Annotated in this window: 13 protein-coding genes; 4 read left to right on the top strand and 9 right to left on the bottom strand. The window is 73.6% G+C overall.

The genetic code is table 11. The features are described from left to right. Nucleotides 1–210 precede the first annotated feature (210 nt). The 3 genes from ACWCXC_RS34710 to ACWCXC_RS34700 form a co-directional block, all read right to left on the bottom strand. Nucleotides 211–1620, bottom strand: coding sequence for a carboxyl transferase domain-containing protein (locus ACWCXC_RS34710; RefSeq protein WP_450891558.1), 1410 nt, complete (start codon nt 1618–1620; stop codon nt 211–213). Next, nucleotides 1613–3070 (bottom strand): acyl-CoA synthetase, encoded by a 1458-nt coding sequence (locus ACWCXC_RS34705; protein ID WP_450683964.1) that lies wholly within the window; start codon nt 3068–3070, stop codon nt 1613–1615. Before ACWCXC_RS34705 ends, ACWCXC_RS34710 begins: the two co-directional genes overlap by 8 nt. Nucleotides 3071–3314: 244 nt before the next feature. Continuing rightward, on the bottom strand, nt 3315–4454 hold the full coding sequence (locus ACWCXC_RS34700; protein WP_450683978.1) for an MFS transporter: 1140 nt from the start codon (nt 4452–4454) through the stop codon (nt 3315–3317). 295 nt (nt 4455–4749) lie between these two features. On the opposite strand from ACWCXC_RS34700, the gene ACWCXC_RS34695 reads away from it, so the two are divergent. Next, nucleotides 4750–5181 carry an Lrp/AsnC family transcriptional regulator gene (locus tag ACWCXC_RS34695; protein ID WP_450683965.1) on the top strand — a complete coding sequence of 144 codons (432 nt, stop codon included), beginning with the start codon at nt 4750–4752 and terminating at the stop codon, nt 5179–5181. Between the two features lie 39 nt (nt 5182–5220). Here the strand turns inward: ACWCXC_RS34695 and ACWCXC_RS34690 are convergent, their stop codons facing one another. The 4 genes from ACWCXC_RS34690 to ACWCXC_RS34675 all read right to left on the bottom strand — a co-directional run bounded on the left by ACWCXC_RS34690 (nt 5221) and on the right by ACWCXC_RS34675 (nt 9316). Beyond that, complete coding sequence (locus ACWCXC_RS34690; RefSeq protein ID WP_450683966.1) at nt 5221–6822, bottom strand: GAF domain-containing protein; 1602 nt, start codon at nt 6820–6822, stop codon at nt 5221–5223. Nucleotides 6823–6835: 13 nt separating this feature from the next. Further along, entirely contained in the window at nt 6836–7873 is a 1038-nt protein-coding gene (locus ACWCXC_RS34685) for a rod shape-determining protein (RefSeq protein ID WP_450683967.1), read from the bottom strand. 330 nt (nt 7874–8203) lie between these two features. After that, nucleotides 8204–8797 (bottom strand): hypothetical protein, encoded by a 594-nt coding sequence (locus ACWCXC_RS34680; protein WP_450683968.1) that lies wholly within the window; start codon nt 8795–8797, stop codon nt 8204–8206. Nucleotides 8798–8872: 75 nt separating this feature from the next. After that, entirely contained in the window at nt 8873–9316 is a 444-nt protein-coding gene (locus ACWCXC_RS34675; protein ID WP_450683969.1) for a MarR family winged helix-turn-helix transcriptional regulator, read from the bottom strand. 125 nt (nt 9317–9441) lie between these two features. Here ACWCXC_RS34675 and ACWCXC_RS34670 point away from each other — a divergent pair, with 125 nt between their 5' ends. The 3 genes from ACWCXC_RS34670 (at nt 9442) to ACWCXC_RS34660 (ending at nt 13020) form a co-directional block, all read left to right on the top strand. Beyond that, nucleotides 9442–10461: an NADP-dependent oxidoreductase gene (locus tag ACWCXC_RS34670; protein ID WP_450683970.1), complete on the top strand. Its 1020-nt coding sequence runs from the start codon at nt 9442–9444 to the stop codon at nt 10459–10461. Nucleotides 10462–10668: 207 nt separating this feature from the next. Further along, a complete protein-coding gene (gene arfA / locus ACWCXC_RS34665) occupies nt 10669–12186 on the top strand; it encodes an arabinosylfuranosidase ArfA (protein WP_450891557.1) in 1518 nt (505 codons plus the stop codon). A gap of 45 nt (nt 12187–12231) precedes the next feature. Then, nucleotides 12232–13020: an EI24 domain-containing protein gene (locus tag ACWCXC_RS34660; protein WP_450891556.1), complete on the top strand. Its 789-nt coding sequence runs from the start codon at nt 12232–12234 to the stop codon at nt 13018–13020. Nucleotides 13021–13027: 7 nt separating this feature from the next. Here ACWCXC_RS34660 and ACWCXC_RS34655 read toward each other — a convergent pair whose 3' ends face one another. Together ACWCXC_RS34655 and ACWCXC_RS34650 are read right to left on the bottom strand one after the other, a co-directional pair. Further along, nucleotides 13028–14968: a flavin monoamine oxidase family protein gene (locus ACWCXC_RS34655; RefSeq protein WP_450683973.1), complete on the bottom strand. Its 1941-nt coding sequence runs from the start codon at nt 14966–14968 to the stop codon at nt 13028–13030. 181 nt (nt 14969–15149) lie between these two features. Further along, the gene (locus ACWCXC_RS34650) at nt 15150–16148 is read right to left on the bottom strand and encodes an aldose epimerase family protein (protein WP_450683974.1); all 999 of its coding nucleotides are present in this window, start codon (nt 16146–16148) and stop codon (nt 15150–15152) included. Between the last annotated feature and the right edge of the window lie 9 nt (nt 16149–16157).

Raw genomic sequence — 16157 nt, 5'->3', positions numbered from 1 at the left:
GTCATCTCCTCAGTCGTCAGTCGATGGACGGCCCCCCTCGCCACGTTAGGGCCTTCGTTCGGATCATGCTGGGCTCGCGGGGTGTGGCACGCGTGTCTGCGGCGTTGTCGTCGGTTGCCAACGCTCCGCGTTGACGCCCTCCTCCGCCTTGCAGCCCCACGCACCACACCCCGCTCCCTGATCCAGCCTGATGCGAACGAAAGGCCCTCTTCACCCCGGCCTGCCCTCGCGCGCCGACGCGCTCCCGCCCTCCGTGGGCGCCGCCCCGACGACCGAGCGGGCCACCCCCAGCTCCACCAGGTCCTGCGGGCGCAGCCGCAGCTGGTCGGCGGTGGCCCGCACCCGGTCGGGGGAGCGTTTGAGGATCGCCGCGGCCAGCTCGGGGGCGATGACCGAGAAGTAGCTGTCCGCCGTCACATGGGTGTTGTCCGGGGACGCCAGGGCCAGCGCCCCGCCCGAACCGCCCTCCCCGATCACCAGGGTCGTGACCGGGACCCGGGCCGCCGCGATCGCCGCGAAGGCGTCCGCGATGGCCGGACCCGCCCCGCTCCGCTCGGCCTCCGCGTCGTTGGCCGCGCCCGGGGTGTCGACCAGGGTGAGGACCGGGACGCCCAGCCGGTCGGCCAGCCGGATCACCCGGGCCGCCGTCCGGTAGCCCGCGGGCCGGGTCGCCGTACCGCACTGCGCGACGTACGCCACGGGTGCGCCGTCCCGCAGCCCGAAGCCGCACAGCAGGCCCGGGTCCCGGCCGCCGCAGCGGTCGCCGCTCAGCTCCATCCGCAGGTCGAAGTAGGCGTCCAGATAGGTGCGGGCACGCGGCCGGTCCGCGCTCCGGGCCCGCAGCACCGCGTCCCATCCGGTCCGGGGCAGCTCCGTCGCGAGGGGGGCGGAGGGGACAGGGGCGGGTGAGGGGCGTGAGGCGGCGGGCCCTCGTGCGCCCGCCGGCTCCAGCAGGCGCAGCCAACGGCCGACCGCCTCCCGCAGCTCCTCCGGCGCCACGATCGCGTCGATCTGGCCGGCGGCGAACTGGCCCTCGGCGGTGTACGCGGACGGGTCGGCGTCGGGCGGCCGGACGCGGGAGCCGGCGAAGCCGACCTGGGCCCCGGGCAGCGCGAGGATCACATCGGCGCCCGCGCCGAGGGTCGCCCAGCCGCCGCCGGTCGTGGGGTCGCGCACCACCGCGATCTGGGGCGGGCCGGCCGCCCGGAGGCGGGCCGAGGCGCGGGCCACCCGGTGGAGCTGGGTGAGGGCGATCATGCCCTCCTGCATCCGGCTGCCGCCCGTCGCGATCAGGGAGACGAGGGGCAGGCCCCGTCGGGCGGCCTCCTCGTACGCGGCCTCCAGACGGTCGCCGGTGCGCTGTCCGAGCGAGCCGCCGAGGAAGCCGAACTCGAAGGAGATCAGGACGCAGCGCCGCCCGCCGACGGTGGCGAGGCCGTGCACGACGGACTCCCGTTCGCCGGTGCGGGCGGTCGCCCGGTCGCGGGAGTAGGCGTACCCCTCCCAGCCGAGCGGTCCGTCGCCCGCGGTGGTCTCGACCGGGGCGGTGGACTCGGTGAAGTCGTCGGTGAGCGCGGCGACGGCCGCGCGGGCCGTCCCGCCCGCCGCCCGCTCAGCCATGGAGCGACCGCTTCATGATCTTGCCCAGGTCGTTGCGGGGAAGGGCGTCCAGATAGCGGACCGTGCGGGGGCGCTTGTGCGGGGAGAGCTGGGCGGCGACATGAGCGGCCAGTTCGTCGGCCGGTGGCGGGGCGGCCGGATCGGCCGGGACGACCCAGGCGACGACGCGTTCGCCCAGATCGGGGTCCGGTTCGCCGGTGACGGCGGCCTCCCGGACGCCCGGGTGGTCCAGCAGGGCGTTCTCGATCTCCCCGGCACCGATCTTGTAGCCGCCGCTCTTGATCAGGTCGGTGGCCTTGCGCCCGACGATCCGTACGTAGCCGTCGGGGTCGAGCGTGGCCATGTCGCCGGTCCGGAACCAGCCGTCCTCGGTGAGCGCGGCGGCGGTGGCGTCGGGGCGGTTGAGATAGCCGGTGAACAGGTTCGGCCCGCGCACCTGGATCTCCCCGATGGCCGACGGATCGTCCAGCGGGGAGCCGTCCTCCTCGACCAGGCGCAGTTCCACGCCGCGCAGCGGGGCGCCGACCGTGCCGGGGCGCGGCGCGCCGTCGGCCCGTACGCCCGTGTTCATCAGGGTCTCCGTCATCCCGTACCGCTCGATGACCCGGCGGCCGGTCGCGGCGGCGATCCGTTCGTGGTCGTGGACGGGGAGCGCGGCCGAGCCGGAGACCAGCAGCCGGGCGCCCGCCAGGGCCTTGGCCAGACCGTCCGGACCGGCCGGGTCCGCAAGCGCTTCCGCGAGCCGGTGGTACATCGTCGGGACGCCGAAGAGCATCGTGCCGCCGTCGTTCAGCTCCCGGGCCACGCCCTCCGTGGAGAACCGGCCGAGATGGCGCACCGAGCCGCCCCGCCGCAGCGGGCCGAGGACACCGAGGATCAGCCCGTGGACGTGGAAGAGGGGCAGCGCGTGCACGAGGACGTCGTCGCCGGTCCACTGCCAGGCGTCCTCCAGCGCGTCCAGCGACGCGGCGATCGCCCGGCGCGGCAGCAGGGCGCCCTTCGGGGGGCCGGTGGTGCCGGAGGTGTAGACGATGAGGGCCGGGGACTCGGGGGAGGGCTCGGGCCGGGCCGGGCCGGCCGGGTCCTTGGTGGTCGTGGCCACGTCGATGCGCCGCAGTCCGGCCAGCGCGGGCGGCAGGGTCTCGCCCTCGGCGGCCAGCACGGCGGCGGGGGCGCTGTCGGCGACGATGTGGGCCAGCTCGCGCGCGCCCGTCTTCGGGTTGAGGGGGACGGCGGGCACGCCCGCGCGCAGCGCGGCCACCACCGCGACCACGGTGTGCGCGGTGGGCAGCGCCCACACGGCTACCGGTCCCGGAGTGGGGAGTTCGGCGGCCAGCGCGTCCGCCGCGGCGGCCAACCGCGCGTAGGACAGGGAGGTTTCGTCGAAGCGGACGGCCTCGCGGGCCCCCGCGGATCCGGTCGGGTCCTGGAGTGCAGGCAGAAGTGGCATCACCCTGCGCACCCTAGAGCGGTGAAGCGCTTCCGACCCTCGAATGTGCCTCGAAGCACGCCCCGACAGGGGTGGGCTCCGGGGTGGACGACCGGGGCGCCGCCGTTCCCGTACGCGGAGGGAAGGCCGTTCAGGCGGAGACTTTTGAGGCGCGGACCGTTCAGGCATGGACCGGTCAGGTCAGGCGTAGCCGGCTCTGGCACAGATCGGTCAGGTCAGGCGCAGGCCGTTCGGGCATGGCCGGTCAGGCGTCGCGCCGGATGTTCCGCATGCGTCCGTACGCGTACACGCAGCCCGCCAGTGCCAGATCGGACAGCAGCATGAAACCGATCGAGTACGAGCCCTTCGCGCTGTAGATCGCGCCCATCACCAGGGGCGGCACGAAGCCGCCGAGGCCGCCCATGGCGCCGACGATGCCGGTCACGCTGCCCACCTTGGCCTGCGGGGTGACCTGGGAGACCAGGGCGAAGACACTGCCGCTGGAGGTGCCGAGGCCGGCCGCCATGCAGAGCAGCGCGATCGTGCCGCCGGGCGAGAGATCGGGGTCGAATGCCTGCACGATCGCGGTCACCGCCGCGAGGCCCAGCGCGGCGGACGTCACGACCGCCGGGTGGATCCGGTCCGAGAGCCAGCCGCCGATCGGCCGGAAGATGACCGTGACCAGGGCGAACCCGGCCGCCTTGGTACCGGCGTCGGTCGGCGTCAGCTCGTACCAGGTCTTCAGGTACGTCGGCAGATAGACGCCGAACGCCACGATGCCGCCGAAGCCGATCGCGTACAGCGCGGACAGCTCCCAGGTCACCCGCAGTCTGCTCGCCGAGCCCAGCCGCTTGGCCAGCGAGTCCGTGGGCACCTTGCGGTCCGGATGGTCGCTGACCAGCACCGCCGCGAGTGCCGCGTACACGACGAGGGCGCCGGCGACCACGAGGAACGGCAGGTTGTCGCCGTGCTTGGCGATGCGCGGGGTGAAGTACCCGGAGAGCGCGACGCCGCCCATGCCCATGCCGAAGACACCGAGCGCCAGGCCCCGGTCGGAGGGCGGGAACCACGAGTTGACCAGTGGGATGCCGATGGCGAACGTGGTGCCGCCCAGGCCCAGGAGGAAGCCCACGGCCAGCATCGCGCCGTAGGAGTCCTTCGCCGGGATCAGCAGCACCACCGGCACGATGGTCAGCGCCGAGACCAGCGGGAACATCAGCCGGGCGCCGTACTTGTCGGTGAGCGCGCCCACCGGGATGCGGCCCAGCGAGCCGACCAGCACCGGCACCGCCACCAGCAGCGACTGCTGGAAGGAGCTGAGGCCGAGCCGGTCCTTGTAGTCCGCGGACATCGGCGCGATCAGGTTCCACGCCCAGAAGGTGAGCGCGAAGCCGATCGTGGCCATCACCAGGTTGCGGTAGGCGCCGGAGGGCGGGGCGCCGGCCGGGGCGAGGGGCTGCTTGGCGGCTGTTTCCACAGCAACAGTCAAGGGCCGGTGCCGGTCACCGGCCCGCCGGACTGGGCCGAACGGGGAGGCCGGACGGCCGCCGGGAGCGGGTCGCGCGGGGGACGAAGGCGGGTCGTGCGGGGAGGCCGGACGGCGGCCGGGGCGGGCCCTGCGGAGAGGGCTGAGGCCCGCCGGGGGCGAGGCTCAACCCCCTCCGCAGTCGCAATCCGGAAGAAACTGGGACAATCGCGGTATGGATCGTCTGGACAGGGAAATCCTCGGCGCCCTCCAGGAGGACGCACGGATCTCGTACCGCGACCTGGGCGCACGGGTCGGGCTGAGCGCCAACGCGGCCGCCGACCGGGTGCGCCGGCTGCGCCGCGACGGCGTCATCCGGGGCTTCACCGTGATCATCGACCCGGCCGCCGACACCCGGACCGGCCTCGTCGTCTTCATCGACGTCAGCCTGCGGACGGACACCACCCACGAGGTCTTCGAACGGGCCGTGCTCACCCTCCCCGGGATCACCGAGGTGATCCACGTGACGGGCGCCCACGACTACCTCGTCCGGGCCACGGCCGCCGACACCGCCGCACTGGACGGGCTGCTGCGCCGCCTCAAGCGCGAGGCGGGCGTCGCCCACTCCAGCACCCGGATCGCCCTCAGGGCCGGAACCGGGCCGTGATCCGGGCCGTGGTAGGGCCGTGATCAGGGCCGCCGTGGATCAGGACTCCTGGAGCGCCTCCTGCCACGTCACCGGAGGCACCCACGCACCGTCCGGCCCCCGGCCGTCGTCCGCGACCGACAGCCGGACTGCCGGGCGGCCGTCCGGCAGCACCGCCGTCGCGTCCACCTCCACCTCGATCGCCGACACCCCGCTGTGCCGGTGCGCGGCGGCCAGCGCCCCGCGCAGCGCCGCCAGCAGCCGGTCCGCGACGGCCCCGCCGACCAGGGCGTCCACCGCCCCGTCGAAGTGCACGGACGGCGGGAAGCCGAGCAGCGCGGCCGCCCCGCCGGTCTCCCGCAGCACCTGGCCCCGGAAGGTCGTCGGGGCCTCGGCCGGCGGCTGCTGAAGGGCGAAGATCGCGGTCCGCACCTCCTGGATCGTGGAGTCCAGCTCGTCCACGGCCCGGCCGAGCAGGTCGTCCGTCTCGGCGGCGGCGGTCCGCCGCCGGGTGGACTCCAGCATCATCTCGGTGGCGAAGAGCCGCTGGACGACGAGATCGTGCAGATCGCGGGCGATCCGATCCCGGTCCTCGTAGACCGCCAGCTGTTCGCGGTCGTGCTGGGAGTCGGCCAGCACCAGGGCGAGCGCGGCCTGCGAGGCGAACTGGGCGGCCAGCAGCCGCTCCACGTCCGTGTAGGGCGGGGCCCCGCGCCCGCGCGGCAGGGCCAGTGTGCCGATCAGCCGCCCGCCGCTCTGGAGCGGCAGCATCATGCTCGGGCCGAAGCACGAGCGGACCGGGGTGGTCATCCGGGGATCGGTCGCGGAGTCGTCGATGAAGACGGCCTCGCCGCCCAGGAGTTGTTCCAGCACCGGGGAGCCGGGTGCGATCGTCGTCCCCATCAGGCCGGCCGGGTCCTCCGGGGTGGAGGCGGCGACGATCTCCATGCCGCCCTCCTCGGTCGGCTGGAGGATCACCCCGGCCGCCGCGTCGCTCAGCAGCCGGGCCCGCTCGGCCACCGTCGTCAGCGCGTCGGAGACGTTCCCGCCGGTCAGCAGGGTGTTGGTGACCGCTGCCGCGCCCTCGATCCAGCGCTCCCGCTGCCGGGCGCTCTCGTACAGCCGGGCGTTGCCGATCGCGATGCCCGCCTGGTCGGCGAGGACCCGCAGCAGGGTGGTGTCCGTCTCGGTGAAGGTCCCGGTCCGCTTGTCGGCGAGGTAGATGTTCCCGAAGACCCTGCGGTGGACGCGGACCGGTGCGCCGAGGAAGGAGTGCACCGGGGGATGGCCGGGCGGCACCCCCGAGGAGCGCGGATCGGACGCCAGATCGTCCGAGCGCAGCGGCCGGCACTCCTCGATGAGGGCGCCGAGCAGCCCGGTGTGGCCGTTGGGCAGCGGGCCGACCGCCGCCTTCTCCTCCGGGCTCAGCCCGGTCACGTACAGCTCGCTGATCGTGGTGCGGCCGGGGCCGAGGACGCCGAGCGCCCCGTAGCGGGCCCCGGTCAGCGCGGTGGCGGTGTCGATGATCTGCTGGAGGGTGGCCCGCAGCTCCAGTTCGGTGCCGACGGCGAGCACCGCCTCCAGCAGTCTCGGCAGCAGCGGCGACCGGGGGACGCCGGGAGCGGGCGTCGCCGCCTCTTCCTCCTCCCCGGGACCGTTCATCGGCGCCCGGGGCTCAGCCGGCGAGCGGGTCGAGGACCATCGGGCTGATCTTGCCGTCCAGCATGGCGCCGAGCCCGAGGACCGCGCAGGTGTCGGGGCGCTCGGCGATGTGCACGGGCACGCCGGTGGCGTTCCGGAGCATCTGGTCCAGCCCGGGGAGCAGCGCGCTGCCGCCGACCATCATGATCCCGGAGTCGGCGAGATCGGCCACCAGATCGGGCGGGCAGTCCCGCAGCACCTTGCCGAGGCCGTCGAGGACGGCGGTCAGCGGGGTGTGGATGGCCTGGCGCACGGCGGCGGTGTCGACCTCCACGGAACGGGCCAGGCCGGTGGCCACGTCCCGGCCGTGGATCTCGGTCACGGAGGGGCCCTGCGTGGTCAGCCCGTTGCCGCTGAGGGCCAGCTGGAGCGGGCGCACGGACTGGCTCGGCAGCATCAGCTCGTGGTGCTGGCGCAGATGCTGGATGACCGCGGCGTCGATCGCCTCGCCGCCGATCGGGATGCGTACGGCGGTCACGATCGAGCCGAGCGAGAGCACCGCGATCTGGGTGGTCGCCGCCCCGCACACCATGATCATGGTGGCGGTCGGCTGCTCGACCGGGAGCCCGCAGCCGACGGCCGCCGCGATCAGCGTGTCGACCAGCTCGACCCGGCGGGCCCCGAGGCCGACCAGGGTCTCGACCGCGGCGCGCTGGGCCAGCGGATCGCTCTCGTGCGGAATGCAGGCGGCGGCCCGCAGCCGGGGCTTGCGCCGCAGCTGGCGGCGGAGCTTCTCGCCCAGCAGATGGCGCAGCATGCGCTGGGCCATCTCGATGTCGACGACGGTGCCGCCGGAGACCGGACGGACCACCCGGATGTACTGGGGCGTACGTCCCGTCATCTGGTCGGCGAGCGCGCCGACCGCGATGAGCGAGCCCGTACGGGTGTTGACGGCGGCGACGCTCGGCTCGTCCACGACGAGCCCGAGCCCCTTGACGTACACCCGGGTCCGGGCGGCCCCGAGGTCGACGGCGACATGGCAACGGCGCAACTGCTCAAGGCTGACGGTCACGGCAGGTTCTCCCGAGAGCGCTGAGGGGGAACCGACGGGCAGCCGGTTCTCTTCGCATCGTGCGCCGTTCGTGGGCGTGGTGCGCGCTGGGATACGCCGGAGGAGGGACGGAGCTGACGGCGTGTCGGGCCCGGCTCCGGGCGGTCGGGCGGCCGGGGCGGCGGTCGGGGTCAGGCCCCGGATCAGGCGTCCGTACGGCTGTGGTGGCGGCCGGGGGACCGGGCCTGGGGATCGCGCCCGGAACAGGTCTCGGATCGTCCGCTCGTACGACGGTGGCGGCGGCCCGGGTCCGGATCCGGATCGCCCGTCCGCGTATCAGCCGTCCCCGGATCAGCCGCCCGCGTATCGGCCCTCCGCGCGGCCGGGCAGCAGTCGCTGGAACAGGCCCCAGGTGAACTCCGCGACGCACGGGGTGCCGGTGGCGCGGTCGGTGAACGCGAGCGCCCAGCGGGTCGGCGCGCTGCCCTCCATCGGGCGGGCCGGGGCGAAGGCGCGGGCCACCTCGTCCACCGTGCACGACCAGGGCGGCAGCGAGGCGGCCGGGCCGAGGGCGGGGGAGGGCGCGCCGGGCGCCCGGACCAGCCACGCGTTCCACACCGCGCCGCCCGGCGCGGCCATCACCTCGAACCGCAGCTCCGGCCAGAGCGGCACCGGCCACAGCAGCGCGTCGCATTCCAGGTCCCCGATCACGCGCCGCTCGGACACCTCCGGCTCGCCCAGCACCGAGCGGTAGCGGCCCAGCGCGCCCCGCCCCCGGGGCGCCCGGCTCATCGCCTGCCAGCGGCGGTTCGCCTCCCGCATCTCCGAGAGCGGGGCGCCGAGCGCCCGCCGGGCGTCCTCGACCAGTCCGGGCTGGTGGTCGGCCATCCGGCGCAGCAGGACGAGCTGGAACTCACGGGGGCCGAAGGGGGCGGCGGGGGTCATGGCCCCACGCTCGCACACCGGCGCGCGGACCGTCAGCGCATCGACGTCCGCCCGCCCGCACCCGGCGCGCTGCCCTCAGTGGGATGCGGCCGGGTCCAGTCCCAGCATCCGACGCAGCAGATCGCGCAGGGTGGCGCGGTCGGCCTCGGAGAGACCGGCGAGGGGTTCGCCCGCGAAGTCCAGCGAGTCCCGCAGCTCCCGGGAGGTGCGGGCGCCCAGCTCCGTGGGGGCGGCGAGCTTGACCCGGCGGTCGGCCGGATCGGGGCGCCGCTCGACGAGGCCGCGCGCCTCCAGCCGGTCGATGATGCCGGTCACGTTGGACGGCTCGCACTTCAGCTTCTGGGCGATCCGGCGCATCGGCAGCGGATCGAGGGAGAGGAGACCGAGGACCCGGGCCTGTGCGCCGGTGAGCCCGTGCGCGGACGCGGCCTGCTCGTACTCCTCGTAGTAGCGCGCGACGACGGTGCCGATCAGCTCGACGACTTCGAGGGTCAGCGGGTCTGTTCGGGGGGACGCCATGCCGGTCAGGATACCTGGTTACTTGACAACATGAAATATCTGGGCGCATGGTTGTTTCACCTCATGAAGCTTCTGCGCCCCCGTGGCGCGGCTTCCACCCCCGCACTCCGAGGAGACCCCGAGCGATGTCTTTCACCCTTCCCGCGTCCGGCCGTGAATGGCACCTGGTCGCCCGTCCGCACGGCTGGCCGAAGGCCGAGGACTTCGCGCTGCGCGAGGCGCCGGTCTCGGCCCCGGGCGAGGGCCGGGTCCTCGTGCGCAATCTGCACTTCTCGGTCGACCCGTACATGCGCGGCCGGATGAACGACGTGAAGTCCTACGTCCCGCCGTTCAAGCTCGACCACCCAATGGACGGCGGCGCGGTCGGCGAGGTCGTCGCCTCGAACGCCGAGGGCTTCCAGGTCGGCGACCACGTCCTGCACGGACTCGGCTGGCGCGAGTACGCCTCGGTGCCCGCCGAGCACGCGGTGAAGGTCGACGCCTCCCTCGCCCCGCTCTCCGCCTACCTCGGCGTGCTCGGCATGACCGGCCTCACCGCGTACGCCGGACTGTTCGACGTGGCCTCCTTCAAGGAGGGCGACGCGGTCTTCGTCTCCGGCGCGGCCGGCGCGGTCGGCAGCCAGGTCGGCCAGATGGCGCGGATCAAGGGCGCCTCGCGGGTCATCGGCTCGGCCGGCTCCGACGAGAAGGTCAAGCTCCTCACCGAGGAGTACGGCTTCGACGCGGCCTTCAACTACAAGAACGGCCCCGTGGCCGAGCAGCTGCGCCAGGCCGCCCCCGACGGCATCGACGTCTACTTCGACAACGTCGGCGGCGAGCACCTGGAAGCCGCGATCTCCTCGTTCAACGTGCACGGCCGGGCCACCATCTGCGGCATGATCGCGCAGTACAACGCCACCGAGCCGACCCCGGCCCCGCGCAACCTCGCCCTCGTCATCGGTAAGCGGCTGCGCCTCCAGGGCATGCTCGTCGGTGACCACTACGGCCTCCAGGACCAGTTCGTCCGCGAGGTGGCGGGCTGGCTGTCCTCCGGTGAGCTGAAGTACCGCGAGACCGTCGTCGAGGGCATCGAGAACGGCTTCGACGCCTTCGCCGGACTTCTCCGCGGCGAGAACACCGGGAAGATGATCGTCACTCTCGGCTGATCCGCGCCCGCCCGTGAAGGGGGCCGCACTCCCCACGGGGTGCGGCCCCCTTTCGCGTGCCCCGGGACTCCCGGGGCGGAATTCCGGTGCGGGCCATTGACGCGCAAGCGCTTCGATTCTACGGTCCGTTCGAAGTTACGGTCGCTATCCGAAATCTCGAACATGTCGTACGCGCGCCGCCCGGTGCGCCGGACCCCGAAGGACGTCATGACCCGCACCGCCCGCTTCACGCTCGACCCCGCGTTCACCGTCGGAGACGTCGACCCCCGCCTCTACGGCTCGTTCATCGAGCACCTCGGCCGCTGCGTCTACGACGGCATCTACGAACCGGGCCACCCCGCGGCCGACGAGGCCGGACTGCGCACCGACGTCCTTGCGCTCGTCCGCGAACTCGGCGTCACCGCCATCCGCTACCCCGGCGGCAACTTCGTCTCCGGCTACCGCTGGGAGGACGGCACCGGCCCCGTAGACGAGCGGCCCCGCCGGCTCGACCTCGCCTGGCGCTCCACCGAGACCAACCGCTTCGGGCTCTCCGAGTACATGGACTTCCTCCGGAAGGCCGGCCCGCAGACCGAACCGATGCTGGCCGTCAACCTCGGCACGCGGGGCGTCGAGGACGCCCTCGCCCTCCAGGAGTACGCCAACCACCCGTCCGGCACCGAACGGTCCGACCGCCGCGTCGCCCACGGCGACAAGGACCCCTTCGGCATCCGGCTGTGGTGCCTGGGCAACGAGATGGACGGCCCCTGGCAGACCGGCCACAAGACCGCCGAGGAGTACGGCAGGACCGCCGCCGAGACGGCCCGCGCCATGCGCCAGATCGATCCCTCCGTCGAACTCGTCGCCTGCGGCTCCTCCAGCCGCGCCATGCCCACGTTCGCCGCCTGGGAGGCGACCGTGCTCGCCGAGACCTACGACCTCGTCGACTACGTCTCGCTCCACGCCTACTACGAGGAGACCGGCGGCGACCGCGACTCCTTCCTGGCCTCCGCCGTCGACATGGAGTCCTTCATCGAGGCCGTCGTCGCCACCTGCGACCACGTCGGCGCCCGGCTGAAGTCCGCGAAGAAGATCAACCTCTCCTTCGACGAGTGGAACGTCTGGTACATGACCCGCAGCCTCCAGGAGGCCGAGGACCACCCGCTCGACTGGCCCGAGGCCCCCCGGCTGCTGGAGGACAACTACTCCGTCACCGACGCCGTCGTCGTCGGCAGCCTCCTCATCGCCCTGCTGCGCCACGCCGACCGGGTGACCGTCGCCTGCCTGGCCCAGCTCGTCAACGTGATCGCCCCGATCATGACCGAACCCGGCGGCCCCGCCTGGCGTCAGACCACCTTCTTCCCCTTCGCCCTGACGGCCCGCCACGGACGCGGCCGGGTCCTCGACGTCCGCGTCGACTCGCCCACGTACGACACCGCCAAGTACGGCGAGACGGACCTGCTGCACGCCACCGCCGTCCACGACCCGGAGACCGGCGCGGTCACCGTCTTCGCCGTCAACCGGGGCCGGGACACCGCCCTGCCCCTCCACATCGCCCTGCACGGACTGGAGCTGACGGAGGTCACCGAGCACCAGGTCCTCGCCGACGCCGACCCCGAGGCCCGCAACACCCTCGACGAGCCCGAGCGCGTCGCGCCCCACCCGGCCGAGGGCACGACCCTGGAGGCGGGCGTGCTCCACGCCGTGCTGGAACCGATGTCCTGGAACATGATCCGCCTGGCCTGACGGGCGGCGGACGGGGCCCCGCGGGGCCCCGTTACGCTGACGCCCATGCGTGATCTCGGGGCGGGCTTCGGTTATCTGGTCAAGGGTCAGCGCTGGGTCGCCCGGCACGGCCGCTGGTTCGGCTTCGGGCTGCTCCCCGGCCTGATCACCCTGGTCCTGTACGCGGGCGCCCTGGTCGGCCTCGGCTACGGGGCCGACGACCTGGTGGGCTGGGCGACCCCCTTCGCCGACGACTGGTCCTCGCCCTGGACCTCGCTGCTGCGCACCACGCTGACCGTGCTCGTCTTCGCCCTCGGCCTCTTCCTCGCCGTCATCACCTTCACCGCCGTGACGCTCCTGGTCGGACAGCCCTTCTACGAGGCGCTGTCCGAGGAGGTCGACCGGGCCGAGGGCGGCGAGGCCCCCGAGTCCGGGCTGCCGTTCTGGCGGGAGCTGTGGATCTCGGCCCGGGACAGCGTGCGCGTCCTCGTCCGGGTCGCCCTCTACTCCGTCCTGCTCTTCGCGTGCGGCTTCGTCCCGGTCGCCGGCCAGACCGTCGTCCCGGTCATCGGCTTCTGCGTCACCGGCTACTTCCTCGCCGAGGAGCTCACCGCCGTCGCCCTCCAGCGCCGGGGCCTGGCCCTCAAGGAGCGGCTCGTCCTGCTGCGCGGCCGGCGGCTGCTGACCCTCGGTTTCGGCGTCCCCCTCGGGCTCGCCTTCCTCGTCCCCTTCGTCGCCGTCGTCCTGATGCCCGGAGCCGTCGCCGGAGCGACCCTGCTCGCCCGCGACCTGGTGGGCGAGGGCGCGGCCGGGGACGGCTCGGGCGACGGCGAAGGTGAGGACAAGGGCGACTAGCCGCGCGTCAGCTCGCGTGCACCTCCAGGGCCGCGCGCACCGCCGACTCCAGCGCGCCCTCGATCCAGGCCGGCTTGACCGAGGTGTGGCAGCCGGCGAAGTGCAGCGGGCCCTCCACCGACCGGATGTCGGCGAGGAGTTCGGTGTGCTGGCCGGGCAGCAGGACGGATGCCTCGCCGTACGCGTACGGGTCGCGCATCCACGACTGGGTGGCGCCGACGCCCGTGTAGAAGACCTCGATCCGCTGCCCGTACACGTCCTGCACCCCGCCCAGGGCGTGCGGGTAGCGCTCGTCGTCGTCCAGGGAGTCCCACTTCAGGGCGTCGTCGGCCCAGCTGTAGGACGCCAGGAGGACACCGCCCTTGCTGCCGGGGACGGGGTGGGAGGGCTGGTACATGAAGCGGTTGGCGTTGTCCGTGACCGAGCCGCCGCCGATGACGTGGGCGGCCTCGGGCTGGTTGCGCGCGGTCGCCCGGTACGCGGCGTAGTGGACGCGCTGGTTGGGCGGCAGATGGCCGGCCGGCACCGAGGGGTGGGCGCCCAGCAGCGAGCCGTCCGCCGGGGCCCTGCCGAGCCGGTAGTCGTCGTACAGGCCCGGCCGGATCGCGTCCAGCTCCCGCTTCCAGTCCTTCTCCTCGAACTCCCACCAGCGGCGGCTGAATTCGAGGAGCACCTTGGTGGCCGCGTCGTAGTGGACCTCGGTGATCGCCCGCCGCTTGCCGTACGAGAGCGCGGGCGCGACCGCGACGTGGCGCAGCCCGGAGAACGGCACGGTGATGATCGCGCGGTCCCCGGTGAAGGTCTCCCGCACCACCGTGCCGTCGCGGCCCTCCGACACCGTCTCGACCCGCACCCCGTCCTCACCGTGGCTGATCCGGGCCGCCCGGCGGTCCAGGCGCACCAGCTTCCTCACCGGCGCGTACATCGCGTCGGCCAGCGTCGCCGTGCCCTCGGGCAGTTCGTAGAAGGCGGTGTCGGGGCTGATCAGGGCGGCGCCGATGAAGCTGTGCACGAAGGCCAGCGGCAGCCGGGAGGTGAGGTTCTCGACGGTGCCGATCAGATCGATGGTGCGCTCGTCGAGCTTGGCGGCCTCGGTGAGGAAGCGGAACATCGACCAGTGCCCGTAGCGCTGGATGACCCGGGCCCAGCCCTCGACCAGCTCCGAGCCCTCCTTGCCCTCGAACTCCGCGCGCACGGGGGCGAACGCCTCGCGCACGATGGTGGCCGCGGTCTTGTTCTCGAAGGCGGCGGGGACGCCGAAGGAGCGGTTGACCGCCTGCGGCCTCTTCGCGTAGTCGGCCTTGCGGACCCGGATGCCGTTGACGTGGATCCAGGTGTGGTTGACGGGCTTCCCGGTCGGGTCCACGTCCACGAGGTGGAAGCGGCGGCGCTTGAGGCCGAGGCCGTCCATCAGCCCGGTGACCAGCGGATGGCTGTCCGGGATGCGCATCGCCCCGGCCTCGGCGTACTGCTGGGGATCGGCGAACGGCGCCTTCGCGTGCTCGTGGCCGCCGGCGCGGAAGGTCTTGATCCGGCCGCCGACCCGGTTGCCGTTGGCCTCGATGACGGTCACCTTGTGCCCGGCCTCGTGGAGCAGCCGGGCGGCGGCCAGTCCGGCCGGGCCGGCGCCGACGACCAGCACCTTCTTGGGCGCCTTGCGGCTGCGCGGCAGCCCCTTGGTCAGCAGGACGTCGCGGTAGTGCGGGATGAGTGAACGGTCCTGCTCGTCCCGGACGAGGATCGCGCGCGCGACCCCCAGGCAGGCGTTCCAGTCGGAGCCGGGGGCCGCGACCGGGGCGGCGGGAGCCGCGGGGACGGCGGCGCCCGCCGGGGTCGCGGCGGTGGTGGCGAGGGCGGCGGCACCGGCCGCGGCGCCCGCGGCGGCCCCCGCGATCAGGGTGCGGCGGGAGGGCAGGGCGGACGTCGGTCCGGAGGGTTCGTTGGTCATGCCGACACCCTGAGGGGCGCGGAACGGGGCGCATTGCGCGAACGCGCGTAGATCCGCCCGGAATCACCCGCAGGTGCCACCGACGATCTTGCCGCGTTGCCGCCCGAGGCGGCGTTCTCGCAGGTGGAACCGTTCCTGCCCACCGTGGAGCAGTGGTCTGGCGGACCGGTGGACCGGTGGGTCAGCGCACCGCGAAGCCGTAGACCGTGCTCGACGCGAACGTCTCGCCCGGCCGCAGCACCGTGCTCGGGAACTCCGGCCGGTTCGGCGAGTCCGGGTAGTGCTGGGTCTCCAGCGCGATCCCCGCGCACGGGCCGAACGGCCGGCCGTCGAAGTGGTCCGCCGTGTACAGCTGCAGGCCCGGCTCGGTCGTCGTGACGGTCAGGACGCGCCCCGACACCTCGTCGTACAGCTCCGCGACCGGACCGTCCACGTCCTGGTCCAGCACGAAGTTGTGGTCGAACTCCTTGGAGACCGGACGCGGCTCCCGGAAGTCGAAGCGGGTCCCCTCCACCGGCAGGAACTCGCCCGTCGGCAGCGACTCCCCGTCGGCCGGCGTGATCCGCCCGGCCGCGATCCGCAGCCGCTGGCCCAGCGCGCTGCCCGACTCCGCGCCCGCCAGGTTCCAGTACGTGTGGTTCGTCAGGTTGACCACGGTCGGCGCGTCCGTCGTCGCCCGGTAGCCGATCCGCAGCGCCCCGTCCTCGTCCAGGGTGTACGCCACCGTCACCTCCAGCCGCCCGGGGAAGCCCTCCTCGCCGTCGGCGGAGACCAGCGACATCTCCACCCCGCCGGGCACCTCGCGGGTGTCCCACACCCGCTTGTCGAAGCCGGTCGCCCCGCCGTGCACATGGTTGCGGCCCTCGTTGCGGGTGAGGTGGTGGGTCCGCCCGTCGAGCGTGAACGCGGCCCCGCCGATCCGGTTCGCGTACCGCCCCACCAGCGCGCCGAAGTACGGCCCGGTGTACTGGAGGTAGGAGGCCAGGTCCGGCAGCCCCAGCGCCACCGGGGCGACGGCGCCGTCCCGGTCCGGCACCTCGACGGACTGCACGATCGCGCCGTACGTCAGCAGGCGCACCCGGGTGCCGGCCCGTTCCAGCGTCCAGCGGTGCACGGCGGTGCCGTCCCCGAGGGTGCCGAAGTGCTCCGTGCGCGTGACCGTGGTCGAACTCGTGTCCATGATCGGAAA

The organism is Streptomyces sp. NPDC001515, from assembly GCF_053597115.1.
Note: the sequence above shows the minus strand (reverse complement) of the source record. Positions and strands in the feature narration are given on the sequence as shown.